This window comes from Sphingorhabdus sp. (genome assembly GCF_044239045.1).
In the GTDB taxonomy this organism is placed as follows: Bacteria; Pseudomonadota; Alphaproteobacteria; order Sphingomonadales; family Sphingomonadaceae; genus Sphingorhabdus_B.
On the sequence record NZ_JBIICD010000001.1, the window covers coordinates 160620 to 186114 of the forward strand.

At 53.7% G+C, this 25495-nt stretch carries 24 protein-coding genes and 1 tRNA gene; 7 read left to right on the plus strand and 18 right to left on the minus strand.

Annotated elements, in window-relative coordinates:
- Window positions 1-5: 5 nt before the first annotated feature.
- From ACILP4_RS00695 to ACILP4_RS00725, 7 genes are read right to left on the minus strand one after another with little or no spacing between them, the layout of a single operon-like run.
- Window positions 6-512: a sarcosine oxidase subunit gamma gene (locus ACILP4_RS00695; RefSeq protein WP_395618836.1), complete on the minus strand. Its 507-nt coding sequence runs from the start codon at window positions 510-512 to the stop codon at window positions 6-8.
- The gene (locus tag ACILP4_RS00700) at window positions 505-3366 is read right to left on the minus strand and encodes a 2Fe-2S iron-sulfur cluster-binding protein (protein WP_395618837.1); all 2862 of its coding nucleotides are present in this window, start codon (window positions 3364-3366) and stop codon (window positions 505-507) included. The genes ACILP4_RS00695 and ACILP4_RS00700 overlap by 8 nt, the downstream gene beginning before the upstream one ends.
- Window positions 3363-3668, minus strand: a complete 306-nt coding sequence (locus tag ACILP4_RS00705; protein WP_395618838.1) for a sarcosine oxidase subunit delta — start codon at window positions 3666-3668, stop codon at window positions 3363-3365. Before ACILP4_RS00705 ends, ACILP4_RS00700 begins: the two co-directional genes overlap by 4 nt.
- The gene (locus ACILP4_RS00710) at window positions 3637-4890 is read right to left on the minus strand and encodes a sarcosine oxidase subunit beta family protein (protein WP_395618839.1); all 1254 of its coding nucleotides are present in this window, start codon (window positions 4888-4890) and stop codon (window positions 3637-3639) included. The genes ACILP4_RS00705 and ACILP4_RS00710 overlap by 32 nt, the downstream gene beginning before the upstream one ends.
- Window positions 4887-5222 (minus strand): cupin domain-containing protein, encoded by a 336-nt coding sequence (locus tag ACILP4_RS00715; RefSeq protein ID WP_395618840.1) that lies wholly within the window; start codon window positions 5220-5222, stop codon window positions 4887-4889. Before ACILP4_RS00715 ends, ACILP4_RS00710 begins: the two co-directional genes overlap by 4 nt.
- Window positions 5219-6433 (minus strand): aromatic ring-hydroxylating dioxygenase subunit alpha, encoded by a 1215-nt coding sequence (locus ACILP4_RS00720; RefSeq protein ID WP_395618841.1) that lies wholly within the window; start codon window positions 6431-6433, stop codon window positions 5219-5221. Before ACILP4_RS00720 ends, ACILP4_RS00715 begins: the two co-directional genes overlap by 4 nt.
- A 4-nt stretch (window positions 6434-6437) precedes the next feature.
- A complete protein-coding gene (locus ACILP4_RS00725) occupies window positions 6438-8945 on the minus strand; it encodes an FAD-dependent oxidoreductase (RefSeq protein ID WP_395618842.1) in 2508 nt (835 codons plus the stop codon).
- Window positions 8946-9180: 235 nt separating this feature from the next.
- Between ACILP4_RS00725 and purS the strand changes: the two genes are divergently transcribed.
- Complete coding sequence (purS, locus tag ACILP4_RS00730; protein WP_395618843.1) at window positions 9181-9411, plus strand: phosphoribosylformylglycinamidine synthase subunit PurS; 231 nt, start codon at window positions 9181-9183, stop codon at window positions 9409-9411.
- Window positions 9411-10076 (plus strand): phosphoribosylformylglycinamidine synthase subunit PurQ, encoded by a 666-nt coding sequence (purQ, locus tag ACILP4_RS00735; protein WP_395618844.1) that lies wholly within the window; start codon window positions 9411-9413, stop codon window positions 10074-10076. The genes purS and purQ overlap by 1 nt, the downstream gene beginning before the upstream one ends.
- Here the strand turns inward: purQ and ACILP4_RS00740 are convergent.
- Entirely contained in the window at window positions 10056-10433 is a 378-nt protein-coding gene (locus ACILP4_RS00740) for a hypothetical protein (RefSeq protein ID WP_395618845.1), read from the minus strand. The two genes, purQ and ACILP4_RS00740, sit on opposite strands and share 21 nt — an antisense overlap.
- A gap of 6 nt (window positions 10434-10439) precedes the next feature.
- Window positions 10440-11171 (minus strand): queuosine precursor transporter, encoded by a 732-nt coding sequence (locus ACILP4_RS00745; protein ID WP_395618846.1) that lies wholly within the window; start codon window positions 11169-11171, stop codon window positions 10440-10442.
- A 57-nt stretch (window positions 11172-11228) separates the two neighbouring features.
- Here ACILP4_RS00745 and ACILP4_RS00750 point away from each other — a divergent pair.
- Window positions 11229-11305 (plus strand) — tRNA-Arg (locus tag ACILP4_RS00750).
- 193 nt (window positions 11306-11498) lie between these two features.
- On the opposite strand, the gene ACILP4_RS00755 is transcribed toward ACILP4_RS00750, so the two are convergent.
- Genes ACILP4_RS00755 through ACILP4_RS00780 form a run of 6 tightly spaced genes read right to left on the minus strand, consistent with a single transcriptional unit; the run spans window position 11499 to window position 17092 of the window.
- Complete coding sequence (locus tag ACILP4_RS00755) at window positions 11499-12839, minus strand: recombinase family protein (RefSeq protein ID WP_395618864.1); 1341 nt, start codon at window positions 12837-12839, stop codon at window positions 11499-11501.
- A 3-nt stretch (window positions 12840-12842) separates the two neighbouring features.
- Complete coding sequence (locus ACILP4_RS00760; protein ID WP_395618847.1) at window positions 12843-13505, minus strand: TetR/AcrR family transcriptional regulator; 663 nt, start codon at window positions 13503-13505, stop codon at window positions 12843-12845.
- A gap of 12 nt (window positions 13506-13517) precedes the next feature.
- On the minus strand, window positions 13518-13808 hold the full coding sequence (locus ACILP4_RS00765) for a putative quinol monooxygenase (protein WP_395618848.1): 291 nt from the start codon (window positions 13806-13808) through the stop codon (window positions 13518-13520).
- 4 nt (window positions 13809-13812) lie between these two features.
- Window positions 13813-15450, minus strand: a complete 1638-nt coding sequence (locus tag ACILP4_RS00770) for a class I adenylate-forming enzyme family protein (RefSeq protein WP_395618849.1) — start codon at window positions 15448-15450, stop codon at window positions 13813-13815.
- Complete coding sequence (locus tag ACILP4_RS00775; protein ID WP_395618850.1) at window positions 15447-15737, minus strand: putative quinol monooxygenase; 291 nt, start codon at window positions 15735-15737, stop codon at window positions 15447-15449. The genes ACILP4_RS00770 and ACILP4_RS00775 overlap by 4 nt, the downstream gene beginning before the upstream one ends.
- Before the next feature lie 2 nt (window positions 15738-15739).
- Window positions 15740-17092, minus strand: a complete 1353-nt coding sequence (locus ACILP4_RS00780) for an SRPBCC family protein (protein WP_395618851.1) — start codon at window positions 17090-17092, stop codon at window positions 15740-15742.
- A gap of 157 nt (window positions 17093-17249) precedes the next feature.
- On the opposite strand from ACILP4_RS00780, the gene ACILP4_RS00785 reads away from it, so the two are divergent.
- Both ACILP4_RS00785 and ACILP4_RS00790 read left to right on the plus strand, forming a co-directional pair.
- Window positions 17250-19718, plus strand: coding sequence for a TonB-dependent receptor (locus tag ACILP4_RS00785; RefSeq protein WP_395618852.1), 2469 nt, complete (start codon window positions 17250-17252; stop codon window positions 19716-19718).
- Window positions 19719-19831: 113 nt separating this feature from the next.
- Window positions 19832-21634 carry a PQQ-binding-like beta-propeller repeat protein gene (locus tag ACILP4_RS00790; protein ID WP_395618853.1) on the plus strand — a complete coding sequence of 601 codons (1803 nt, stop codon included), beginning with the start codon at window positions 19832-19834 and terminating at the stop codon, window positions 21632-21634.
- Between the two features lie 27 nt (window positions 21635-21661).
- Here ACILP4_RS00790 and ACILP4_RS00795 read toward each other — a convergent pair whose 3' ends face one another.
- Window positions 21662-22876, minus strand: coding sequence for an aromatic ring-hydroxylating dioxygenase subunit alpha (locus ACILP4_RS00795; RefSeq protein ID WP_395618854.1), 1215 nt, complete (start codon window positions 22874-22876; stop codon window positions 21662-21664).
- A gap of 160 nt (window positions 22877-23036) precedes the next feature.
- Between ACILP4_RS00795 and ACILP4_RS00800 the strand changes: the two genes are divergently transcribed.
- On the plus strand, window positions 23037-23369 hold the full coding sequence (locus tag ACILP4_RS00800; protein ID WP_395618855.1) for a Rieske (2Fe-2S) protein: 333 nt from the start codon (window positions 23037-23039) through the stop codon (window positions 23367-23369).
- Window positions 23366-23995 carry an FMN-dependent NADH-azoreductase gene (locus tag ACILP4_RS00805; RefSeq protein ID WP_395618856.1) on the plus strand — a complete coding sequence of 210 codons (630 nt, stop codon included), beginning with the start codon at window positions 23366-23368 and terminating at the stop codon, window positions 23993-23995. The genes ACILP4_RS00800 and ACILP4_RS00805 overlap by 4 nt, the downstream gene beginning before the upstream one ends.
- A gap of 53 nt (window positions 23996-24048) precedes the next feature.
- On the opposite strand, the gene ACILP4_RS00810 is transcribed toward ACILP4_RS00805, so the two are convergent.
- Both ACILP4_RS00810 and ACILP4_RS00815 read right to left on the minus strand, forming a co-directional pair.
- Window positions 24049-24477: a Zn-ribbon domain-containing OB-fold protein gene (locus ACILP4_RS00810; protein WP_395618857.1), complete on the minus strand. Its 429-nt coding sequence runs from the start codon at window positions 24475-24477 to the stop codon at window positions 24049-24051.
- The coding region (locus ACILP4_RS00815) for a thiolase C-terminal domain-containing protein (protein ID WP_395618858.1) at window positions 24477-25495 on the minus strand (1019 nt) is incomplete at its 5' end. The genes ACILP4_RS00815 and ACILP4_RS00810, both read right to left, overlap by 1 nt.

Below are 25495 nucleotides of genomic sequence, written 5' to 3' on the forward strand. Positions count from 1 at the left end.
GTCGGTCAATGGCGTGCTGCCGTTGTCATCGCTGTCCACAGCCATGCAGCAAAACTGCGCCAGACTTCGATGTGGAAACGATCTTCGGCGTCACGCATGACGATGATTTCAACCGTTTCATAAATGGTGCGCGTGGCCCTACCGACGGCAAATTGGTCGAGATCAAGCGGGCACCCCGCCATCAATATTTCCGATGCGCGCGGACCTTCGACGATCAGACATATGGACCGTTCGCTAATGTCGGTAACGGCCAGGGGCAGGCCTTCCCCTGTCGGGATCGCGGTGCCAATAGCGCTGCGGAGATACCATTCGTCGGGGCCAAGGCACATAACACCACCTTTGGATGTGCCGACTTTCGTTGGTATCTTGACCATTAACAGGCGTTCCAAATCCTCCGCATTCCGTGACCGCAGCGCGTGCCGCTGCATCGGCGGCGCAAGGCTGATACGAACACCCTCTGCTACAAAGGGGGTTTGGGAAACAGGCTCCTGACGAATAAGGGCCTCAGACATGCAGCCGTGCTCCTTCTGAGTCATAGAAAACAACGCCGCTGACTTTGGTGGTATGCGTCTTGCCCGGCATCGGAATATATAGGGTACCGCCCGTCATATCATGTCCGCCAGCGACCAAAGCCATCGCAATCGAACGGCCAAGCGTTTCGCTCCAATAGGACGATGTCACATGGCCAATCATGGTCATCGGGATAGGCTGGTTGGGGTCAGCAACAATTTGCGCGCCTTCCTCCAAAACGACATTGGGATCGTCGGTCAGCAGTCCGACCAACTGCTTACGCCCCGGCGCGACAATATCTGGACGTGCCATCGACCGTTTGCCGACAAAGTCAGGCTTTTTCTTACCCACCGCCCAATCGAGACCGGCGTCAAAGGGCGTTATTGTGCCGTCGGTATCCTGCCCGACAATGATGAAGCCTTTTTCCGCGCGCAAAACGTGCATTGCCTCGGTGCCATAAGGCGTGATGTCATATTGCGCGCCTTGCGCCATCAACTGTTCCCATACAGCCCGTCCATAAGCCGTTGGGACGTTGATCTCAAAGCCCAGTTCGCCGGTAAAGCTCACGCGGAACAGCCGCGTTTCTATGCCACATATCTTGCCCTCACGGATCGCCATATGTGGAAAGGCTTCTGCAGACAGGTCAATGCCCTCCACAAGCGGTTCAAGCACTTTGCGCGCATTCGGGCCTTGCAGGGCAATGACCGCATATTGCTCTGTGGTACTGGTCAACCACACATCAAGCTCGGGCCATTCGGTCTGGAGATAATCCTCCATCATATTCAACACGCGGGCCGCGCCGCCAGTTGTCGTGGTCAAGTGAAAGCGATCCGGCGCCAGCCGTGCCGACACACCGTCATCGGTGATGAAACCATCTTCTTTCAACAGTAGGCCATAACGGCACCGCCCCGGCTCAAGCGCCTTCCACGGATTGGTATACATACGGTTGAGAAATTCGGCGGCGTCAGGGCCCACGACTTCAATCTTCCCCAGCGTTGAAGCATCAAAAATACCAACGGAAGACCGCACCGCAACGCATTCGCGGTTCACCGCTGCATGCATATCTTCACCGGGTTTCGGGAAGTAACGGGCCCTTCGCCACTGCGCGACTAACTCAAATACCGCGCCATGTGCTTGCGCCCAGCTATCAATATTGGTTGTCCGTGTGGGTTGGAACAGCGCCCCTTTGGCATGTCCGGCCAGTGCCCCAAATGTCTGCGGCGTGTAAGGCGGACGAAAGCTAGTCAGCCCGATATCAGGGACGGGCTTATGCAACGCAGAGGAAGCGATTTGCAAACCGTTGAGGTTGGATGTCTTACCTTGGTCAGTCGCCATGCCGTTGGTGGTGTAGCGCTTAATATGCTCGATGGAACGAAAGCCCTCACGCACCGCCAGCTTGATGTCTTTTGCCGTCACATCATTCTGAAAATCGACAAATGCCTTTATGCGGCTTTGGTCTTTAGGCGTCGGCAACATATCGATAACGGCACCCGTGCCAAAATCCCAATCGCCCGAACATCCGCCAACACATTGGACATTTTCATTGGGGACATCTGGGACATAAGCGCCCAGGTCATCGCGCCATTTCAGGCTGCCCTTGCTGTGCGACCATAAATGCACGCTGGGCGTCCAGCCCCCCGCCATTAACAGCGCGTCAGTATCCACGCGATGCACCCGTTGATTAGTATAATCGCAGATGTCGACGGAACTGACGCCGTGCCGGCCGTTCACACCAACCACGCCATGGTTCAGGTAAACCGGGATGCCCAGACGGTCCGCCTCGAGCGTCAACGCGGTGTCTACACTTTCACGGACATCGATAATGGCGCAAATGCCAATGCCCGCTTTGGCCAGCGCAAACACATCATGCCAACCGCTATCGTGCGATGCCATTAACGCTGGCGCATTGCCAACCGCCACGCCGAACCGATTGGCATAAACCTTTGCTGCGGACGAGAGCATTACGCCGGGCGTATCATTGCCGTCAAAAACAAGCGGTCGTTCGATAGCGCCTTGCGCAAGCACCACTTCACCCGCCCTGAAGCGCCAGAGTTTCTCGCGCGGCGCATCTTCGTTTTCAGGAAGATGATCGGTCAGCCGCTGCACCGCGCCAATGAAATTGTCGTGATAATAACCAAATGCCGTCGTGCGGGTTAGGATCGTAACATTGGCTGCGTTGGCTAATGCTTTAACGCTGCGCTCCAGCCAGGGCCATAATGCAGGGTCAGCCAAAGCGCCGCCGCCCAATTCATCCTGCTCATCAATCAGGACGATCCGCTTATTCGTATCCATCGCGCCAAGTGCGGCGTCGATACCTGCGGGTCCTGCCCCAATAATCAACAGGTCACAATGGGCATAAGTTGACGCATAAACATCGGGATCTTCGGCCGTGGGCGCATCGCCAAGCCCTGCCATTTTACGAATGGCAGGTTCATACACTCTGTCCCAAAAAGAACGCGGCCACATGAATGTTTTATTGTAAAAACCTGCCGGAAAAAACATGCCCAGCCGGTCGTTGATCGCACCGAAATCCATTGCCAAAGATGGCCAACGATTTTGACTGAACGCCTTTAGCCCATCGTGAATTTCAACAGCCGTTGCGCGCAAATTGGGGGTAAATCGCCCTGGGCCGCGATCGACCGAAATCAGGGCATTTGGCTCCTCACTGCCCGCTGCAACCAAACCGCGCGGACGGTGATATTTAAAGGATCTGCCGAACAGCATGACACCATTGGCGAGCAACGCCGACGCCAAAGTGTCACCAGAAAAGCCGTGATAGCTTTTTCCGTCAAAGCTAAATTGAACAGGCTGGCTACGGTCGATGCGCCCGCCAGATTCAAGGCGAAAGCCACTCATCGGCGTGGCTCCCCTGCTTTATAGGTTGTTTCAAATTTATCGGTCACGGTATCGCGCACGGCGTTGAAGAAACGGCCGCATCCATGGACATGGCGCCAGCGTTCATGGTGGCGTCCGCGCGGGTTGGCGCGGATAAACAAATAAGTCTCCCAATCCGCATCGCTTTGACCCGATGGGTCAAGCGGGCGCGTAATATGCGCCTGTCCTGCATTGGCAAATTCAATTTCCGGACGCTTCTCGTCACAATAAGGGCAGTGGATCAGGATCATATCAATGTGCCACCGCTGCTGCAGCTGCTTCATCAATCAATCGCCCATTGCGGAACCGGTCGAGGTTGAAGGGGGCGTTGATCTTATGCGGTTCATCTTTTGCCATGGTATAGGCCAACAAATCTCCGGCACCCGGCGTGGCCTTAAACCCGCCCGTGCCCCAACCACAGTTAACGTAAAGCCCCTGGACGGGCGTCTTACCCAATATCGGCGAGCGATCGGGCGTCACATCGACGATACCACCCCATGTCCGCAACATCCGCATCCGCCGATAAATCGGGAAAATTTCGCAAATAGCCGCCAACGTATGTTCAACAATGTGCAGCGCGCCGCGTTGCGAATAGCTGACATATTGGTCCGTTCCTGCGCCAATCACTAATTCGCCCTTGTCCGACTGGCTCATATAGGCGTGGACCGTGTTCGACATCACGACGCACGGGAAAGTCGGTTTGATGGGTTCGGACACCAGCGCCTGCAGCGGGTAGCTTTCGAGCGGAAAGTCGAGGCCCGCCATTTGCATGATAACCGACGTGTTGCCCGCCGCCGATACGCCAACGCGCTTGGAGGCGATATAGCCACGCGTGGTTTCCACGCCCTCTACGGCGCCATCTGCGCCACGGCGGATCCCCGTGACGGCACAGTTCTGAATGATATCGACGCCCAAAGCAGCCGCTGCACGTGCATAGCCCCAGGCCACCGAGTCATGCCGCGCAGTGCCGCCGCGCCGTTGCAGCGCCGCGCCTAAGACCGGATGGCGCGCGTCAGGCGATATGTTCAATGGCGGGCAATAGGCTTTAGCCTGTTCCGGCGTCAGCCATTCATTATCAACACCGTTGAGCCGATTGGCATTAATGTGCCGTTGAAGACTTTGCACGTCATGCACATTATGCGCGAGCATCATGACGCCGCGCTTGGAATACATGATGTTGTAATTGAGCTCCTGACTAAGCCCATCCCACAATTTCACCGCATGGTCGTAGAGATGCGCACTTTCGTCATATAAATAGTTGGAGCGGATGATCGTCGTATTCCGTCCGGTATTGCCGCCGCCGATCCAGCCCTTTTCAAGCACGGCGACATTGGTAATCCCATATTTTTTGGCGAGATAATAAGCAGCGCCAAGACCATGTCCGCCACCGCCGACAATGATCGCATCATAGGCTGGTTTAGGCGCAGCATCGGGCCATTGTTCAGGCCAATTTTGATGCCCGCCAAACGCTTTGGTAAACAGGCTTAACGCGCTGAACCGAGTCATGCGTCACCCGCAACCATAGGAGCGTAAACAATGAGCATCGTACAGCCGTTTATGCTGCCTGCCCGATGCATCGTACCTGGCATACGCAGAAGGAAATCGCCGGGGCCATAGCTGGCATCATCATCAAAAAAATCACCATCCATGACGTAGATTTGCTCAATCTCGTCATGCGCGTGCTTCTCTCCCAAGGGGCCGGGGGCAATTTTCGTCACCATCGTGCGGTACCCGCGCGGGTCATCGATAAGCGCAAGGTTCGTCTCACCGGACCGCTTGCCCGGCTTCCAGCTATCACCCGTAATCTTTATCGAGCCTGATATGGGAAGTGTCGTCATATTGTCTCCACCTTCAACGCCGCCTTGGCTCGGTCGACATAGAAATCTTTGAAATCCTCAACCAGCTTTTCCTCGACAGCATAGGGCCCTTGTACATAGCCGTCATTCGCAATGCCTTGATGGTTAACCATAGAGAAATATCCATCTTGCACATTCGTAGCCCGCCACAACGCGGCAAGATGGTCGGGATCATAATCGACGCCCTCGACCGCGTCTTCATGCACGAGCCAGCTTGTCCGCAGCATTGTCTTGTCAGGCCCAATGGGTGTCAGCGAGAATGTGACAACATGGTCGCAACAGAAATGATGCCAGCTATTGGGCTGAGTCCAAACGGACAGGCTCGACGTTTCAGGCTTTGTAAATGGGCCGATCAATTTCTGGCACGCAAGCTTGCCATCAATCGATTGCGTCACCGCGCCATTTGCCAATGCCAGACGCGCAACGCGATGCCACCAACCATCGGGAAATTCTATCAAGTCACGGTCAATGCCCAACGCCTGCCATTCTGCACGCTTTGCTTTCAGATAATCATCGGCTGGTGCATCTTTGCCGAAACCTGTCGTTCCTAGGACGCTGATCAATTCTGGGTGACCCACGTCACAATGGTAACATTCGCGGTTATTTTCCATAACCAACTTCCAATTGGCATCTTCGACATAATTGTCTTGGACGACGACCTTCAGCTTTTCGAGGTCATACATCGCGATTTGATCGGCAATGTCTGCCTTTACACGATCAATCGGCGGCGGATTGTCATTCAAGCAGATGAAAATCAGCCCGCCGACATTTTCCAGCGCCACCGGCGCCAGGCCGTGGTCCGCCTTGTCAAAATCCTCTGCCATACTGCGCGCGGCCAATAATTTTCCATCAAGACCGTAGGTCCATTGGTGATAAGGGCACATTAAACGTGGCGCACGACCCCGCTGCTCGAGGCAGATTTTGGCCCCGCGATGCCGACAACTATTCCAAAATGCCCGGACCTCATTGTCACGTCCACGCACGATGATGATCGAGTTATCCGCCAGTTCGAACACAAAATAATCACCCGGATTTTTCACATGGGCGACGGTGCAGGCATATAACCAGACCGATTTGAGCATGACCTGCGTGTCGAATGCAAACGCTTCATCGCTGACATATAAGCCACGCGGCAGTGTGTAGCCTTTACGGTCATTGGAAAGCCAGTTGGCGATCGGTGCGAAGTGCGACATGGGCTTAGCTTCTCAATGCCAAGTTATCAGGATCAAATGGCGAGTCTGTTATGATCGTCGCTTTGTGGCGAACGCCCAAAATTACGATTTCCAATTCTGCACCGGGCACTGCCAAATCCGGCCGCACCATTGCAAGCGCAAGTGACTTACCGACGCGCCAGCCATAGCCACCCGATGTCACGCGGCCAACAATGTCTTCTCCATGATAAATCGGCTCCGACCCGCGCGCATCAGCATCGGTAACATCATGCACTTCCATCGTTACCAACTGGTTAGCGCTGCCGCTTTCTTTCCACGCAAGCAACGCTTCCCGTCCGAAAAAGGAGGGTTTCTTCAGGCTGATGAAACGGTCCAAACCGCTTTCATACGCAGAATATTCAACCGACAATTCGCGCGGGATAAGCTTGTAGCTTTTTTCTAGCGCCATCGACGTCATCGCGCGGATGCCAAATGGCTTAATGTCAAATGCGGCTCCCGCCTCCATCAATTTGTCAAAAATATAATTCTGCATTTCAATCGGATGGTGGATTTCCCAACCCAGCTCGCCAATGAAGTTGACCCGCAACGCGTCGACTTGCGCAAGGCCAATGCTCATTTTCTTACCCGTCAGCCATGGGAAGGCATCGTTAGACAGATCAGTATCGGTAAGCTTCGCGAGCACGTCGCGTGACCGAGGGCCAGCAAGTACCAAAACGCCCATGGATGTTGTCAGCCGTTCGAAGTTAACTGAACCATCTTTGGGCATGGCCTTTTTCAGATAGTCATGGTCATGCCGCTCATATGCCCCTGCCGACACCAGATAATAACGCTGCGGCGCAGCTTTGTAGACCGTGAACTCGCTGCGCACGCCGCCTTTGTGCGTGAGCAGATAGGATAAGGTCACGCGGCCAACCTTTTTCGGCACCGCATTTGTCAATAATTGGTCAAGCCAACTTTCCGCACCGGGGCCGGATATCTCGCATTTGGCAAAGGCGCTCATATCTTGAATGCCGACATGCTTCGTCACGCGCAGGCATTCATTGCCGACATGTTCAAAATAATTGGAGCGGCGGAACGACCATTTTTCACGGATGGGCTCGCCGGGTACGACAGGATGATTGTCATTCAACAACACATCAGGCTTGTCGAGATCGGCTTCGCTTAAGCTATAGCCAGCGGGTGCAAACCAGTTAGGACGTTCCCAACCGAACACGCTACCAAACACCCCGCCAAGGGCCTTCATCCGATCATAGCATGGCGTGCGCCGCAATGCCCGCCCTGCCTCGCGTTCTTCATCTGGATAATGCACGGTGAAGACCTTGGCATAGGCCTCCTCATTCTTTTCGACCAGAAAGCCGCGACCCGCATAATCGCCAAAACGGCGTGGATCGACGCCCATCATGTCGATGGTGGGTTCGCCGTCCACGATCCAATGGGCCAACTGCCAACCCGCGCCGCCAGCGGCCGTGATCCCGAAGCTGTGACCTTCGTTCAACCAGAAGTTTTTGAGGCCCCATGCCGGTCCGATGATCGGCGACCCGTCGGGCGTATAGGCAATCGCGCCATTATAGACTTTCTTGATGCCCACTTCACCAAAAGCAGGCACGCGGTTCATGGCCGCAACAATATAAGGCTCAAGCCGTTCGAGCGCATCGGGAAACAGTTCATATTCACTGTTCGCTGCGGGACCATCGACATAACAAGCAGGCGCGCCAACTTCATAGGGCCCAAGCAACAGGCCGCCGGCTTCTTCACGCATATAGTAGCTGGCGTCAGACTCGCGCAGCACACCCATTTCGGGAAGGCCAGCCTTTTTACGCTCCATGATTTCGGGATGCTGCTCGGTGACCAAATATTGGTGCTCCACCGGGATGACAGGAATATCCAAACCAACCATCGCCCCTGTTTGCCGCGCGAAGTTGCCCGAACAGGATATGACGTGCTCGCACGCAATATCGCCCTGATCCGTCGAGACCAGCCACTCACCATTGGGTTGCTGTGTGATGCCAGTAACCGTTGTGTTACGATAGATCGTTGCTCCACGCTGCCGCGCGCCTTTCGCCAGCGCCTGCGTCAAATCTGCTGGCTGAATATAGCCGTCATCGGGATGCTGAATCGCGCCAATGACGCCGTCCATATTGGCGAGCGGCCAAATTTCTTTAACCTGCTCCGGCGTTAGGAAGTTTACATCGACGCCAATAGTGCGGGCGACGCCGGCGTAATAATGATATTCATCCATCCGGTCCTTGGTTGTCGCCAGTCGGATGTTTGTGACTTGCGACAATCCCGCATGCAGACCGGTTTCGGCCTCCAAAGTGGGGTACAATGCCACCGAATATTGATGCAACTTGCCGACGGAATAGCTGAGATTGAATAACGGCAGAAGCCCGGCAGCATGCCATGTTGACCCTGATGTTAGTTCCTTGCGCTCCAGCAAGACAACATCACTCCATCCCATTTTGGCGAGATGATACAAGGTGCTCACGCCTACAACGCCGCCACCAATCACTACCGCCCGTGCCGTTTTTTTCATTTTATCCACTCAACTTTGTTGGACGGCGGCTATGTCAGATGACATGGCGATGCCGCAATTGGATTGCGCCTAAATCGGGTATATATTGATTTTTCTAATGTTAAATATTAGCTTGTTATATTATGCCCTAAACTAGGCTTTCCAAGCCGCGTTAAATTTCAATTGGCGTTAGCTTACGCTTGAATCGCACGTCGCGGCTTCTATAGAAACGGAAACTGACAATTGGACGGGTCGTATGAAAACGCGCATTTTTGTAACATTAAAAAACGGTGTGCTCGACCCGCAAGGTAAAGCGATCCATCACGCCATAGAAAGCTTGGGCTTTTCGGGCGTTCATGACGTACGGGCTGGACGTCTGATCGAAATTGAACATGAGCCGGGCGTGTCAAAGGCTGACTTGGAAGTGATGTGCACCAAGCTACTGGCCAATATGGTTATTGAGAATTTCGAGATTGAGCAGGCCTGATGCGCGCCGCGGTTATCCAATTCCCGGGTTCCAATTGCGACCGTGACATGGCCGTGGCCATTCGCGATATCACCGGCGCCGAAACAACTTTGGTCTGGCACCGCGCTGGCGAACTGCCTGACGGACTAGATCTTATCGCTATTCCCGGTGGTTTTTCTTACGGCGACTATCTGCGTTCCGGTGCCATGGCGGCGCGCTCGCCGGTTATGCAGGCAGTGATACAGGCTGCGGAACGCGGCGTGCCCGTTCTGGGCGTATGCAACGGCTTTCAAATTTTGACAGAGGCAGGTCTGTTGCCCGGCGCACTTATGCGCAATGCGGGGATACGCTTCGTGTGCCGCACGGTCGGCCTGACAGTCGAAAACAATCGATCCGTTTTTACCAACGGCTATTCAACTGGTGAAAAGGTACAAATTCCCGTTGCCCATCATGACGGCAATTATTTCGCCGACAGCGATACGCTTGATAGGCTTGAAGGCGATGGCCGTGTCGCCTTCCGCTACGCCGAAAACGTCAATGGTTCAGCGCGCAACATCGCGGGCGTGCTGAACACAGGCGGAAATGTACTGGGGATGATGCCACACCCCGAACGCATGACCGAAGCCGTCCATGGCGGGTCAGACGGACGTCGCTTGTTCGAGGGGCTATTGCGGCAAATCGCTTGATGCTGTTGTAGGGCTGGCAAACGTCGCTCGCTTTCGCGGGAATAAGAAACGCCCCAATATCAAGATCACCGTCGGCCAAAACATAGTGTTGTAAATATCATGCAAGGCCGCGTCCATTGTAGCCTCGCCGGGTGCAGAACCCCGCAAATCTGCATATTCGTTGAACAACTCCGCAATAAAAACAATTAACCAGCACCACAGGCTATCCGGCCTTCGCCGCAACACCAATGCCGACACACATAAAATCAAAAGCGACCCATGAACATGCATCGCATCATTGGTCAGCCCGACTGTTTCAATCAGCCAGATTTTATAGCTGACCCAATGTTCGGCCAGAAGCTGTAAACGGTCCTGCATGACATCCTAAACTTTTGTTTTAAATGGCGAGAAATCCGTTCCCTCGTCAAAAATCTCGACGCCTTCTTTACGCTTTAGCCAGCCCACAACGCCATAAGTGACGGGCGTCAGTACAACTTCCCAGCCCACTTTCAACAACCAGTTGGTAATCATCACGCTGATAACCTGCTCGTTGCTCCACACCCCCCAAAAAGCCAGCGGATAAAAAATGAGGCTATCGATGCCCTGCCCCACAATCGTCGAGCCAATGGTGCGCGACCATAAATGCTTTCCCGCGGTCCAAATCTTCATCCGCGCCATGACATAGCTGTTTACAAACTCGCCTGCCCAAAATGCCGCGATCGATGCAATGACGATCCGCCAAACCTGCCCAAAAACGCTTTCATAAGCGGCCTGCCCGTCCCAACCAGGTGCAGGCGGCAGGGCAACGACAACCCAACTCATAAACGCCATGAAGAGCAGCGCCGCAAAACCAACCCAGATAACACGGCGCGCGCGGGCATAGCCGTAAACTTCGGTCAGCACGTCACCGATGACGTAGCCTAAGGGGAAGAATAATATCCCAGCACCAAAAATCCATTGCTCACCAGATATCGTCAGCGCCGCGGGCTTGGCCGCTCCAATAATGTTCGAGAGCAACAAAATGGCGACAAAGGCCGCCATGACAAAATCATAATAGCGAAACTGGCGGCCAGTGAGATCGCTTGCGCTTCGGGCGATAATTGGTGTGTCTTGCATAAATTGACATAAGCAGCTTTGCGTTCGCGCGCAAAGCCGTTATTGCGTAGGAAGCGCGCGCCCTTAGCTCAGCTGGATAGAGCGCGAGACTTCTAATCTTGAGGCCACAGGTTCGACTCCTGTAGGGCGCGCCACGCAGTCCCCGAAATCACACCTTTCCAGAGACTTCTGTCGTCGGGTGCGACAAGCAGCCGAGTTCTGCGGGCCTTGGCGGTCCCTAAATTTGTGCAGAAGCCAAAGCTGTCTCTGTTGTGAGACCGTTTGACGAAAAAATAGGGCCGGTCTCACGGGCCCAAAAAACAGACTTCTTTTAGCTTACGCTGGGTATCAGCTGAACCCGAGGACGCGCCTCTGTTCTGGCCATGCTAGCGGTAAATCGGCGGCAAGAAGTTTGCTTGGGCTGAGATTCAATGGTTGTCGACCTTCCACAATTGCGGTGACAATATAGGGGTCAAGGCAGACAAGCTTTGCAACCTTCATCATTCGAACACGGCAACGACCTTGCTCGGCTGCGAGGGTCGGCACTGATTTATCGGTCTTCGTCATAATTTGATTCATGATTTCGCTGGATTCGGCGAGGAGCGTAACGAGCTTGTCATCGCGCAAAGACATGCCTTCACCTGCCGAGGTGGCGGGTATGATCAGCCTGAGCGCCCTCCCGCGACGCATCTTTATGGCCTCGCGTTCGATAATTAGGTCGCTACTTGAAGGTTGGATCGCCCCCTCCGCACCAATGGCATTGAGTAAACTCCTGTTATCGATTTTGATCACCACTCGGTCTTCATGCAGTTCGACACGGTCGAGCACATTTCGAATGATGGCCGGCTTCCGGATATTTTTTGCTGCTGTGAGTTCAGTTCCTAGCTGGCGACATCGCGATATTGCGTTGTGGAGTTGGCCGGCTGTGTACGTACCGTCGAGCAAAACGCTCTGTACCTGAATGCCTAGTGCCAATGTTTGCGAGAGTTGGCCAACGACGATGTCCTCAATATCCCGGGCATTCACACGCGAGGCATTAGAGTCTCCCAAGGCTTCGTATCGATTAGCGTAATAATGGAACCTTCGATTACCTTTCTGAGTGTGGGTCAGAACCATCGGTGTTCCTTCCGCATTGTAAATCAGCCCAGCCAGCACGCCTGTTCTGGCGCTGACCTTCCGCGAACTGCCGCCCTGCCCTTGATTTGCCAATTTGACTTGAACTTGGTCCCACAGCTCTTCAGCAACGATGGCTTCATGCTCGCCTTGGAAGGCTTCACCCTTGTGCACGGTCATGCCGCGATAGATACGATTGGACAGAAGGTGATAAAGATTACCGCGCTTGAAGTGGACCCCGCCTCTCGTCCCGCCATCTTTGCGCTGCTGTATTTTGGTATGGCTGTCGTTCTTGGCCAATTCGTCGACCAGTTCAGGAACTGAACTTGCTTTGAGGTAAAGTTGCATGATCTGTCGGACTTGCTTGGCCTCGACCTCGTTGGCCACCAACTTTCGGTCGATGACGTTGTACCCCAGCGGAACTGGGCCACCCATCCAAATGCCCTTGCGTTTGGAGGCATAGATTTTGTCGCGGATGCGCTCGCCAGTAACCTCTCGTTCAAACTGGGCAAAGGACAGCAAAATGTTGAGTGTCAGCCTGCCCATGCTGGTAGTGGTGTTGAACGACTGGGTAATCGACTAATCGGCAGGTGGCTTAAGTTCCTGGATCTGCCGTTCGAGATTGCTCAGTAACGGTTCCACCATCGCCTCGTCCAGACCATGGACGAGGCGGTTGATAGCCATGCCTTCAATCGTTTGCTGCGACAACGCAAGTGCAAGATCGAAATTCGTGCGGTTTTTTTGCCATTCGGGGAAAGCCTCGATGGACAGGGCATATCGCCGCTCGCGAAATTCAGCTTGTGCAGGTTCGAGTATCTGGGCCAGCCCCTGATCGGTCCGCGCGGCAATCGACAGTTCGTGGAATGCGGTAAAACTTGAGCTAGAAAGCTGATTCCAATAGGCCCTGACGACTTCGTGGACACCCCGGCTGGAGATATCGCCAGTGCGCCGGATCGCCCGCAAGCGCTTATCATTTAGTTCGGCAATCACTGCACGCATCAGCGCTTCGCCGTTTTCAAAATGATGGAGCATCGCACCGCGAGATAGACCGGCCTCTGAAGCAACGCGTAAGGTGGTCGTTTTCGAATAGCCGAATTTCACGATGCAACGAATGGCGCCTTCTATCAGTCGCTTCTTGGTCTGGGCACTTTTGAGCCATTGCTGCGTTGGCGACGAGGGCACTACGGAAGCACAGGCTCGTTTACTTGGGTCAGTTTGATGCAATTTCGGCACGATCTTCATGTTCACTGCTCGTCAGACGGCTTCGTGAAAGCTCAGGACCATCTCTTGCGCCAGACAGTCAAGGATAGGAGGGACAAGGCGATCGTGGAAGTCGATACCCATGTGATGATCGAATGCCGCTTCAGATTTGAACGTCGCGATACAGAAATAGGTAAAGGGTTCGTCTGCCGCCTTGAACAATTCATAGACTTCGCAATCTGGCTCATGGGCGTGGACAAGTTGCCGCAGTTCCGTCTGCAGCACTTCGAGATCGGCGGCTTTTTCAGGCTTGGCTACCAGTTTTGCGATGAATGATTTGCGCATAGATTTAGGCTTTCTTGAGTTTGGCGACAAGCATGTCACGTAGGCGGAATTTCTGAATTTTGGACGCTGACATCGGCCATTCGGTCACAAAGCAGACATGACGAGGCAGTTTGAAGCCGGCCAGCTTGCCGGTGCAATGTGCAATCAATTCTGCCTCGCTGGTGTTGTTGCCGTCACCTAGTTCTACAAAGGCTGCCGGTACCTCGACATAGCGAGGGTGCGGAATGCCGGTGACTTGCGCCAACTTGACTGCTGGATGCGACTGTAGCACCGCTTCAATCTCTGCTGCAGCCACATTCTCCCCACCGACTTTTAGCATGTCCTTGGTTCGGCCGTGAAACATGATCTGCCCTTGCGCATCAAATGAACCAATGTCGCCCGTATGGAACCAACCATCTGCATCAATGACTTCGGCAGTTTTTTCTGGTGCATTATAGTATCCGGCAAGCATATTCGGCCCACGAGCGATGATCTCACCCTTCTCATCACAGCCACAAGCATTGCCAGTTTCGATGTCAACGATCTGGACCTCCCATTCATCAAGAGGCACTCCCAGCCTCCAGCCACGGGCTTCCCAGGAGTCGGTGGTCCGGCTTGTGCAGATCGTACCGGAGCCTTCGGTTAGGCCATAGGTTCCAACCATGATCGTTTGCGGCATCGCTTTGACCATCGCATCTCTTATCCAGTCTGGCTGCACACCAAAATTGGCATTCATGAGGCGGACGCTAGACAGATCTGTTTTAGTAAATTTTGGATGTTCGATCAGATCCTGCATAATGGTTACAAAGCATGGATAAGCGTGCGTGGCCTTTTCAGTTTCGAGCATGGACAGCGCGACACCGGCATCGAAATTGGGGATTGTCAGGTAGGCGCCGCCAATGTCGAGAATTGACACCAGAGGCAGAATTCCGGCGATATGAAAAATAGGCAACGGCGACCAGAATCTGTCACCCGGCTGCATTTCGTAGCGCAGACCCAGATTACGGCTATTCCCGACAATTCCTCGGTGGCGGATCAGGCAGCCCTTAGGGTTGGCTGTTGTCCCCGATGTGTAGAGGATCATGGCTATGCTCTGAGGATCAACGGCATCGATCCGAACATCAATCTCGTGTGATATCTGAGTAGGTAGCGGTTTGGCGACAAGCGCAGTGGCTGCAGACACTAAGCTCGCTGGGCAAGGCTCGTCGACGCAGATAATTGACCGGAGCTTCGGCGCTTCTCCAAGTGACAAGTTCTCGGGATCTGGTGCGGCCGCAAGGGATGGGAGTGCTGCCATCAGCCGTTCACTGAAATCTAGTGAATCAGCCACACGGCCTGTGGTTATAAGACAAACCAAGTCCGCATCTCTGACAAGAAATGCAAGCTCTCCGGGCTGGTATCGGGCGTTCACGGGTACAGCAACGGCTCCGGCCATCGCAATGCCGAAAAGCGCTTCCACAAATTCAGGGCGAGTTGTCAGCAAGATGCCTACATGATCGCCCGGCTGAACGCCGCGCGCGATGAGCGCCGCCGCCCAAAGGCGTGCTCGGTCATTTAAATCAGCGTAGCTTGTGCGCCGGTCCGGAAAGATAAGGGCCATCTCTTGCGGGCGGAGAGAGGCTCCGTTCCGCAACAGCTCACCCAGAGTGTAAATATGTGTCATGGCGTTATATGGAGCAGATATTCGCGGACATAAGTTCCATCAATACACTCGATCATGGTTGCTATGATGTCCGTGCTCGCGGGATTGGCCTGATGGGCTTGATCAGCAGCTTCATCCACAAAGCTTTCAAAAACTGCGAAGGCATGCGGCGCATCAAGGCGATAAAATTTATATGCCAAGGTTCCGATTTCCTCGGCGGCGTTCATTTCCATTTGTGGTATTAGCGACAAGAATTCTGCTTCTCGGTCTGCCTTGACGTTAAAGCGTGAAAGGAAGGTCCAGCTCATTTTTAAATCTCTCCATCAATATAACGGTCAAGCTCTGCGTGGAAGTGGCGTAGCCTTGCTTCCTGCTCACTCCAAATCGGCCCGCGGAATCCGCGCGAACGCGACCCTTTTTGAACAATCGGTAATAGCTCGGAATCCTGATCCAAGACCTGCCCGAGATTAGGCGGCTCGCCAAGCGGAACACGTTCTATCTCAGGGCGCGTCATCCCAGTTGTGTCAGTTCCGTCGGCTAATCCCATCCAGGCCGGGGGACCATAGCCCGGCGCATCGACGTGTGCGAAAAGAATGCAGGTGTCATAGATGAACCGATTCGGATCTTCTGGATGCGGCAAGAACCGATGGATGAATACTGCTTCAGGATGGCATCCGATCTGCACATTAGGAAAGATGCCGTAAATAGTTGAATCACTTAATTGGGTATCACTGAATTTGTCATAGTCGAGACCAAACCGCTTAGCGCGTTCGCGCTTTGCAACTTGGATTGCAGCGCGGCTGTCTTGGGCGGTGCCTGCAAATGAATCTGGATCAATACCTGCATCGCGCAGCATCATCTTGATGCCCTCATTCACGGTTAGTTGATCGGGGAACCGGGGCGATGGTTGCCCAAATGGCACGAACTGACGGCTCATTCCGTTGGGATAAAGGTCAATCTGCGTTCGGTCATCCATGACACCTTGCGTTTCGGGATGAACAGCGTGAAGATGATATATCTCATAAAAGGCATCCACGCCGCCTTTCCAATTCGCTGCCCATTCAGTTTGCTTATGCTGAATAACATTCATCGCAGCAATATCGTAGGACTCTAGGTGGTCCGCCACTGGGCCAAGCCATTCGCGAAGCGGCGGTACATTGTTTGAGAGAGATATGAAGGCAAGGCCAGCCACCTCTTCGCAACGTACTGGGGTAAGATTGCGGTCATGACACAAAGTATCAGGATGAAATGAGAATTCGTCCGTCACTTTTGTATTGGTGCCGTCTAGGTCGAATTGCCAGCTGTGGAAGGGGCATGTGAAATTCCCAACCGAACCGAAATCGGCAAGGATCAACTGGCTCCCTCTATGGGGGCAAACATTGTAATGCGCCTTTAAACTTCCATCCTCTTGCCGCACCACAATGAAGCTTTCATCGGCAATGTCGAATCGGACAAAATCCCCATCTTCGCGAAGGTCACTAATTGGGCCAGCGAGCAACCAGGTTTGCGTCCACATCCGGTTCCATTCAGCGTCCTTATAGTCTGCGCCATGGTAACGTTTCGGGTCAGGCCGCCCAGTTCCGTTGTCGATTCTGGGCGCTCGATCATTGAAAGGATGATGCGCGCCTGTGTGAATATCCCAGAGCCGAAAATCGAAACTCATTGACCGTCCTCCTCTTGCTATTGTGGTCTATAATTACATGGTTTCAAAAAAAAACAAACATGATTGATTGTTATTTTGATATGTGGCAAGTCACAAGGGTGGGGCAGCACAAAAATAAAAAACGGCTGCTTGAATACTATCGGAGGGGAGTATCTAAATGGTTAGAAAATTTTTGACTCGCGGGATTGGCACTGGCTTAGTTCTGGCGCTTGCGACACCTGCTTTTGCACAGACGACTGAGGTATCTTCAGACGATACTGGCCTGTCGGAGATTATTGTCACGGCAACGCGGCGCGACTCCAATCTCCAGACGACTCCGATTGCAATCACCGCAGTCGACCAAACCATCATCGAGCAGGCAAGCCCTGACAATATCGGCGATCTTGCGTCTTTTGTTCCTAACTTCTCCGCCGCAAAGATAACCGGCTTCAATGCAGCGTCCTTTGCTATGCGTGGTGTTGGGCAAAATAACATTATCGTTTATTTTGAACCCTCGGTGCTTGTAACCGTTGACGATTTTGTAATGCCGAGCGTGCAAACCCAGTTGCTGGATACGTTTGACGTACAGCAAGTTGAAGTGTTGCGCGGACCGCAAGGTACTTTGTTCGGCAAAAACGCGATTGGCGGCGCTGTCACCGTTAAAACGAAGCGGCCTGATCTCACAAATTTTGGAGCTGAGGTCCGTCTATCGGCAGGTAGCTTTAAGTCTGTTAGTGCAAATGCGTCGGTCAATATTCCAATCATCCAAGACCAGCTCGCGTTACGCCTGGTCGGCGGATATGAATATTCGGACGGTTTCGTCCGCAACGGCGCTTGCTATGGTCCGGTTGGAACCTTTCTAACGACACCACCTGCGCTGCCTGCCTCTACGGCGAAATTTGTTGGCCGGTCGGGTTGTGGCGATGGCCGCCGCGTAGGTGGTACTGATGTCTACAATTTGCGTGCCAAATTGCTGTGGGAGCCATCAGACAATTTTGATGCGCTGCTGCAATATGAAATGATCCGCGATAGTTCGGAAACGCCCGCGACAGTGAATGAAACCCCCGTCAATGGCGGCGGCCGTTTCTTCTTGTTCGATGCACTGAATGTTGGATCGCGCGGCAACAAAAACAGCGACCCCCTTAACAACGGAGGCGTGTCAAACCGTCAGGACGGCCTAATGCGGATGCAGGATGGCCATGTCGTCGATGTCGATGGCGTTTACCTCAATATGAATGTTGATGTCGGCATGGGTACGTTCACGTCAATCACGGGCTGGCGCAGCCAGCGCTCTCGTTTGCCGAACACCTATACCGGTCAGGCTCCCGTAGCAGCAGACGGTTCGGTTCTGTCTCTGTTTGATGCAACGCGCGACGACGATCGCAAGACCTGGCAGCAAGAATTGCGCTTTGCCTCAGATCTGGGTGGTGCATTTGATTTTGTTGCAGGTGGTTTCTACCAAAGGGACGATGCTGACTTCTGCGTAAACCAGTTGCTGGGCTTCCTTGATCTTACGGGCGGTCCTCTGCCCTTCGGTGCTTGGAACGATTCGCCTTACCTGTTGTGCAATGCGCAAAAGGCGAAATCGACAGCGTTGTTTGCCGAGGGTACTTTCAAGGTAAATGACAAGCTTTCACTCACAGCGGGCGGTCGCTACACCTGGGAGCGCAAGACTTGGCGCGGTCGCCAGCAGGCATTCATTCCGGCATTGGGGGGGGCGTTTGATCCAAGCATCAAAATCGCCCAGCCGCTTGACGCGAGTGTTTATAACTACAAAGCTGGCGTCGTCACTGTGCGGGCAAGCGATAATGAGCCGACTTATCGGTTCTCCGCTTCCTATAAGGCCAGTGATGATACATTCCTGTATGCGACCTATTCGCATGGTTTCAAGGGCGGCGGTTTCAACGACCAGATCGGTAGTTTCGGAGCGTTTGGGACTGATTTGGTTGCATTTGCAAATGCTGCGGCGGCAACCAAGCCTGAAAAAGCAGACAGCTATGAGGCTGGTGTAAAGACTCAGTTCCTTGACAACCGCGCGCGGCTTAACCTAACCGGTTTCTGGGTGGATTATAGCGATCTGCAAAAGCAGATTGTTGTGCCCATCGTTGTGAATGGCCAGCCTAATCAGGTCACACGTTTCTTCAACGCAGCCAGCGCCCGGGTAAAGGGCCTTGAGGCAGAGGCAACACTGATCCCAACCGATGGGCTTACCCTTCGCGGCGTTCTTGGCTATCAAGATGCGAAGTACCGGAAATATGCAACGCCGATACCCGCAGGCTATGATCTGTCGAAAGCTCCGATGGACCGTGCACCTAAATGGCAATGGTCCGTCGACGGGACCTATGAAACACCTGTCAGCGGCAAGCTGAAGTTGGCGGTAAATGCGAATCTTAGCTATGTAGGGCAGAACCTATTTACGCAGTCGATTGCCGATGCGCGGGATAACACCTTCCTCCGTGCTCGGACGCTGCTGAATGGGTCGATCACCCTTGCCGATTTGGACGATAAATATTCGCTGCGTCTCGTTGGTAAGAACCTGACCGATAAGCGTTATGAAACGGCTAGCCAAGTTGTCGGTGGTTTGTGGACATTCACACTCTACGGTCCGCCGCGCTATTTTGGCGTTGAAGCTGGCGCGAAGTTCTAAAGAGAAGTTAGGATAAGTTTATGCGACGCAGTTGGATCGGATTGGTTTTAGCTGCGTCGCTTGCCTTTGCAGGGTGTAGTCAACCATCAGCTGATAAGGTTGGTGGGGAAAGAATGACTTCGACTGACGAAATGCAGTCGCGAGATGGCCCGACCATTGATGTAGAGAAACATCCCGGAAAGGGCCTGTTTCAAGAAAATTGCGCCGCCTGCCATAATGGTGGCGTGCCCAAAGCACCACAGCAGGTCTGGCTTGAAATGATGGCGCCAGATGCCCTTCTGGCTTCTATGAATGGCGGGATAATGAGCCAGCAATCCGCTCATCTGTCTGCATTGCAACGCCAACAGATCGCAGAATATCTGACCCGCACTTCACTTGCAGATTACAAAGCACCCGCGCCGCCTGCTTCATGCAATGCGCAATATGCGCGGTTTGACACAGGATCGCTGCCCGCTAAGACGGGGTGGGGTCATGATAACAGTAGATTTATTTCGGCCCAACAAGCAGGATTGACCAAGGAACAGGTCCCGCAGCTAAAACTGAAATGGACGTTCGCTTATCCAAAGGCCCAAAGGGCGAGGTCTCAACCGTCCATTGGCTGGGGCGCGGTGTTTGTTGGAAGCCAAGACGGTACAGTGTACGCATTTGATCTCGAAACGGGCTGTATGCGTTGGTCTTTCCGGGCATCCGCTGAAGTGCGTACTGCTGTCGTTATAGATCCCGAGACAAAGCGTTTATATTTCGGGGATGTGCTGGCCCGCATGTATGCACTTGATGCGATGACGGGTAAGCTTATTTGGAAGGCCAAAATAGATGACCATTCAAACGCAACGATCACAGGAACGCCCACCATTGGAGGCGGGCAGATCTTCGTCCCTGTATCGTCTCTGGAAGTAACCGCTGCCGCCGATCCAAATTATGCATGCTGCACTTTCAGGGGTTCGGTCGTGGCACTTAATGCCAAGTCCGGTTCTGTAAATTGGCGGCATTATAGTGTTACCGCTCCGGGCGTTCGCTATGGCAAGACCAAAGTTGGAACGGATATCATCGGGCCATCGGGCGCTCCAATTTGGAACAGCCCCACTTTTGATGCGGCAACAAATAGGGTCTATTTCGGATCGGGAGAGAATTACTCTTCCCCCGCTGATGGGAATAGCGATGCCGTATTTGCTGTAAATGCAAAAACGGGCAAACGGATTTGGGTGACCCAGTTGACCAAAGGCGATGCCTGGAACGTTGGTTGCATGATAGGCAATGACAATTGCCCCAAGGAAAATGGTCCTGATCTCGATGTGGCGGCTTCAGTGCTTGTTGTGCCAATTGGTGCCGGGAAGACCATGATCGTTGCAGGACAGAAATCTGCGGATGTATACGGCCTTGACCCGGACACGGGGAAGCCAGTCTGGAAAACGACCCTTGGCCATGGCGGAACACAGGGTGGCGTTCATTTCGGAATGGCAGCTCAAGGGCGTCTTGTTTACGTTCCAATTAATGACATGGAAGATACGAAAGACGGCCGCGTTTATAATGCAAAGATACGCGGGGCCGGTATTCACGCCATCGATGCTGCAAATGGCCGTGTATTTTGGAAGTCAAAAGCAGATAATATTTGCGGCAATCGGGAAAACTGTGATCCCGGCATTTCCGCGGCCGTTACGGCTTTGAACGGATTTGTCTTCGCGGGGCATCTTGATGGTCGCTTTAGGGCCTATGACAGCCGTTCGGGCAAAGCCATATGGACTGTGGACACAACACTGCCTGTAAAGACGATTTCAGGTTCGACAGCGAGAGGCGGTGGCATGAGTGGCCCGGGTGCGACAGTGGCCAATGGCCATGTCGTCGTCAATTCCGGCTATGGTCTTTATTATCATATGCCGGGTAACCTTCTCATGGTCTTCACACCGGACGGCAAGTAATCGTGGCCGCGATGGGTCATGCTTATATCAAAGCTTTTCAATCCAGTCGCTAAGCACTTGTTTAACGCGCATTTGGGTTGGCACGCGTTCGGGGCCAATCCGGCGATCTGCTTCCTCGTGCCAATGATATATACGGCGCTCCTGATAGTTGAGGGGCATGCCTATGAAACCAGGACCTTCGACGGATTCCTGAATCTTTGACGCGAACCTTAAATCTTCGAGCAGGATCGTTTCAAAGTTTTTGATCCGTGTTTCCCAAAGCGGGCTAAGGTCTTCAGTTGCTATCTTGGGACCAAACCAATGGCATTCAATCTGCATCGAGTTCGCGGTTTTTGGCCAGAAAACGAGCATGGGAATTCCGGTTGCTGTTGGGGGCATCACGATATTGGGAAAGATATTGTAACTGACATTGTTTATGCGGGGAATCTCGGTGACGCTTGGGATGTCCGGCATCCCTCGCGTGCCGGGATCGATCCAATCTGGTCGGCGATTGGGTGTGATCATCCGTGAATGGCCATGCGGCCAAAGGGTGGCGGTCATACCGCGGTGATCGAGGAACCGGTCGGCCGTGTTCTGGTGGATCGATTTTAGATGATACACCTCCAAGAATACATCCAGCAGCACTTTCACGTTACAGGCAACGTCATAGCTGCGCGAATGGACGAGCATGAGATTGTCGAGATCAAATTGCCGAAGTTCGCTTTCCAACGGCCCTAAGCTTTCGAGCAGCCCCAACGCATCAGGGTCCTCGTTGATAAAAATCCAGCCACCCAGCGTTTCACAGCGGACGGACAGCAGCGACCGGCATGCAAAGTCGAGATCGACGAAATCGCGCTTATCGCGTACCGATTTCAACTGACCATCGAGCGTATAGCTCCAGCCGTGATAGCCGCAGACAAAACCTCGGCCCTGACCGGCGTCTTCCGTGACAAGTGGGCCGCCGCGATGGCGACAGGTGTTGTAGAAGGCGCGCAATTCACCCTGCAGATCACGCACGATCAGAATGGGCGTACCGGTATAGCGCGTGAGGAACCAGTTGCCCGGTTCAGCGACTTGGCTGCTGTGCCCAGCATAAAGCCAGCTGCGTTTCCAAAGACCCTGTTTTTCCAATTCAAGAAATTGCGGATCGGTATAGCGGGCCGCTGCGATGTCGGGCAGCCGCGGAAATCCCGCCGGGGGCTCGGTGCGCGCGGCTTCGAATGCGATGTTGTCTTTGATACGCCGCGTCGTTTTCGCATCCATAGCCCATGACCTTTAAAAAGTGCTGTAATCTCGTATAGAGTGCTAACCCAAAACGACAATCATGTTTGCTTTTTTAAGGCACTTCAGGCATCTTTAGCGGGTAAAAGATAAAGATTTTTCGAAGGAATTTGTATGCGTTTTCGACTGATTAGGCACATCGTTGATCAAGGATGCTGAAACCGTGAAAATTCCTGTCGCGCCGCTTTGCGATATTCCCGAAAATGGCACCCGTAAGTTCGCTTTGCATGGAAAGTCTGTGCTCGTCGCCCGCACTCCTGCTGGCGTGTTCGCTATCGAGAACAGGTGCAGCCATGCCTTGCAGGCCCTCGAAGGCGGCAAATTGAAGGGGTTTCATATCTTTTGTCCCGCGCACGGTGTCCGCTTCGACATGCGTGATGGTTCCGCAATGGGAACATTAACGAAATTGCCGATAAATGTATGGGATGTCGAAATAATCGACGGTGTCATCTACATCGGCATGGACGTTGAATGAACAGGCTGCTTTATATCGGGGCCAGTCCACGCAAGGAACGGTCGCGATCGGCCATGGTCGCCGATCATTTGCTGGCGAGACTTAAAGAGCGAAATCCATCATTATCAGTCGAGCGTCTTGATTTGTTCGACATAGATTTACCCGCATTTGATCAAGATGCCGTTGCAGGTCGCTATCATTTGCTCGCCGGTAATGCGGTTGATCCTGAGCAAGTAGACGCATGGCGAGATCTGAAGAAATGGACTGATCAATTCCTGTCATTTGATAGCTATTTGATAGCCACACCGATGTGGAATTTCGGCATCCCGTATCGGCTGAAACAATATATTGATATCTTGACACAGCCGGGCCTCACATTCCGCAACGATAGCGTTGGCAATGTCGAAGGGTTGGCTCAGGGGCGGCGGGCTATAATCGTTGCAGCCAGCGCCATGCCCTTTGGCAGCCTGCCCGAAATTGACGGGCTGGATTTTCAACTCGCATATTTGAAGGCATGGTTGGGCTTCATCGGCGTGGCAGACATCAGTGCGGTGCGCGTGGCGGGAACTTTCGGCCCTGACGATGTTGTCGCTGCGGCTATGGCACAGGCTTTTGCTGACGCGGAACGTCTTGCTGACACGATGTAACGCGCGCCGACAAGGATGCTCTATTACCAGCTATGCAGGTGCCACATCCAAGCCTAGCTTGCAGGCTGGCCTGCGACAGGCCGGAATTTGGGCATAGTGATTTCAGCTGACCACTGCTCGAAAACCACTTCGACCGCAACTCCGCATTTGATGCTTTCGACGTCGCAGCCGATGACATTGCTCATCATTCGCGGGCCTTCCTCAAGCGTGATTAGGGCAATGACATAGGGGACGTCTGCTGCATATGCGTCCGACACAGCGCGGGTGACGATGGTGTAGGTTTCCACAGTGCCGCGTCCGCTGGCTTCGCGCCATTCCAGCTGTTCGGACATGCAGTTTGCACAGATAATGCGCGGGTAGAATTGATGCGTGCCGCAGGCCATGCAGTATTGCAGCAATAGCTTATGATCGCGGCAGCCCTGCCAGAAAGGCGCGGATTCTGAGGTCGGGCAGGGAAGAAACTTTTCTATCTGGCCGGTCATCAGTGCCGCTCCCTCCCGAGGATCACTGTGGTATGGCTAGACATGATACCGCCTTGGCCGTGCACAATCGCGACTTTGGCGTCCTCGACTTGACGCGCGCCCGCCGTGCCACGAAGCTGCGTCACGGTTTCGGTGAGTGCAAACATCGACCCCGGATTACCCGGATGGCAGTGCGATAAAAGCCCGCCATGGGTATTAACCGGTAACATACCACCCAGTTCAATATTGCCATTTTCCACAAATGCGCCGCCTTCGCCCTTTTTGCAAAAGCCTAAATCTTCAAGCTCCACCAGCACTGTGGGTGTGAAACAATCGTATAATTGCGCGAAGTCCATGTCGCTCGGCTTAAGGCCCGCCATGGCATAAGCCCGCCTGCCCGATTCCACGGCGAAGGATGTGGTCAGGCTTTGTGCTTGGCTGATATGTTCATGGCCATGCCCTTCGCCCACACCTAGGATATACACAGGGTCATGCGGGAAATCCTCGGCTCTATCAGCCGAGGTCATGATGATCGCTGATCCACCGTCCGACACCAGTGAACAGTCGAGCAGGTGTAAGGGGTCGGCAATCATGCGCGAATTCATGACATCGTCGATGGTTATAGGGGTGCGCATTTCGGCGGCCGGGTTGAGGCAGGCATGTTTACGGCAGGCGACGGCGATTGCGGCGAACTGTTCGGCGGTCGTGCCATATTTGTGCATATGGGCACGGGCGATCAGGGCGTAAAAAGCTGGGACCGTGGGGCCGAAGGGAATTTCAAACTGAGAATGGCCCGCCGACGACTGCATTTTCATAGCCTGATCTCGTGTCAGGCCGCTACGTAAACTGTCGGCCATCGTGATCAGGACGGTATGGCACATGCCGCTGACGATCGCAGCGGCTGCATGATGTAGGATCGAAAAGGTCGTGCTGCCGCCAGCACCCACGCTCATGCAATAGCGCGGGAATATTTGCATATATTCGGCCATTGCTTCGGCGTGATACATATAGGGTTCGGCCATCGAATTGCAGGTGATTA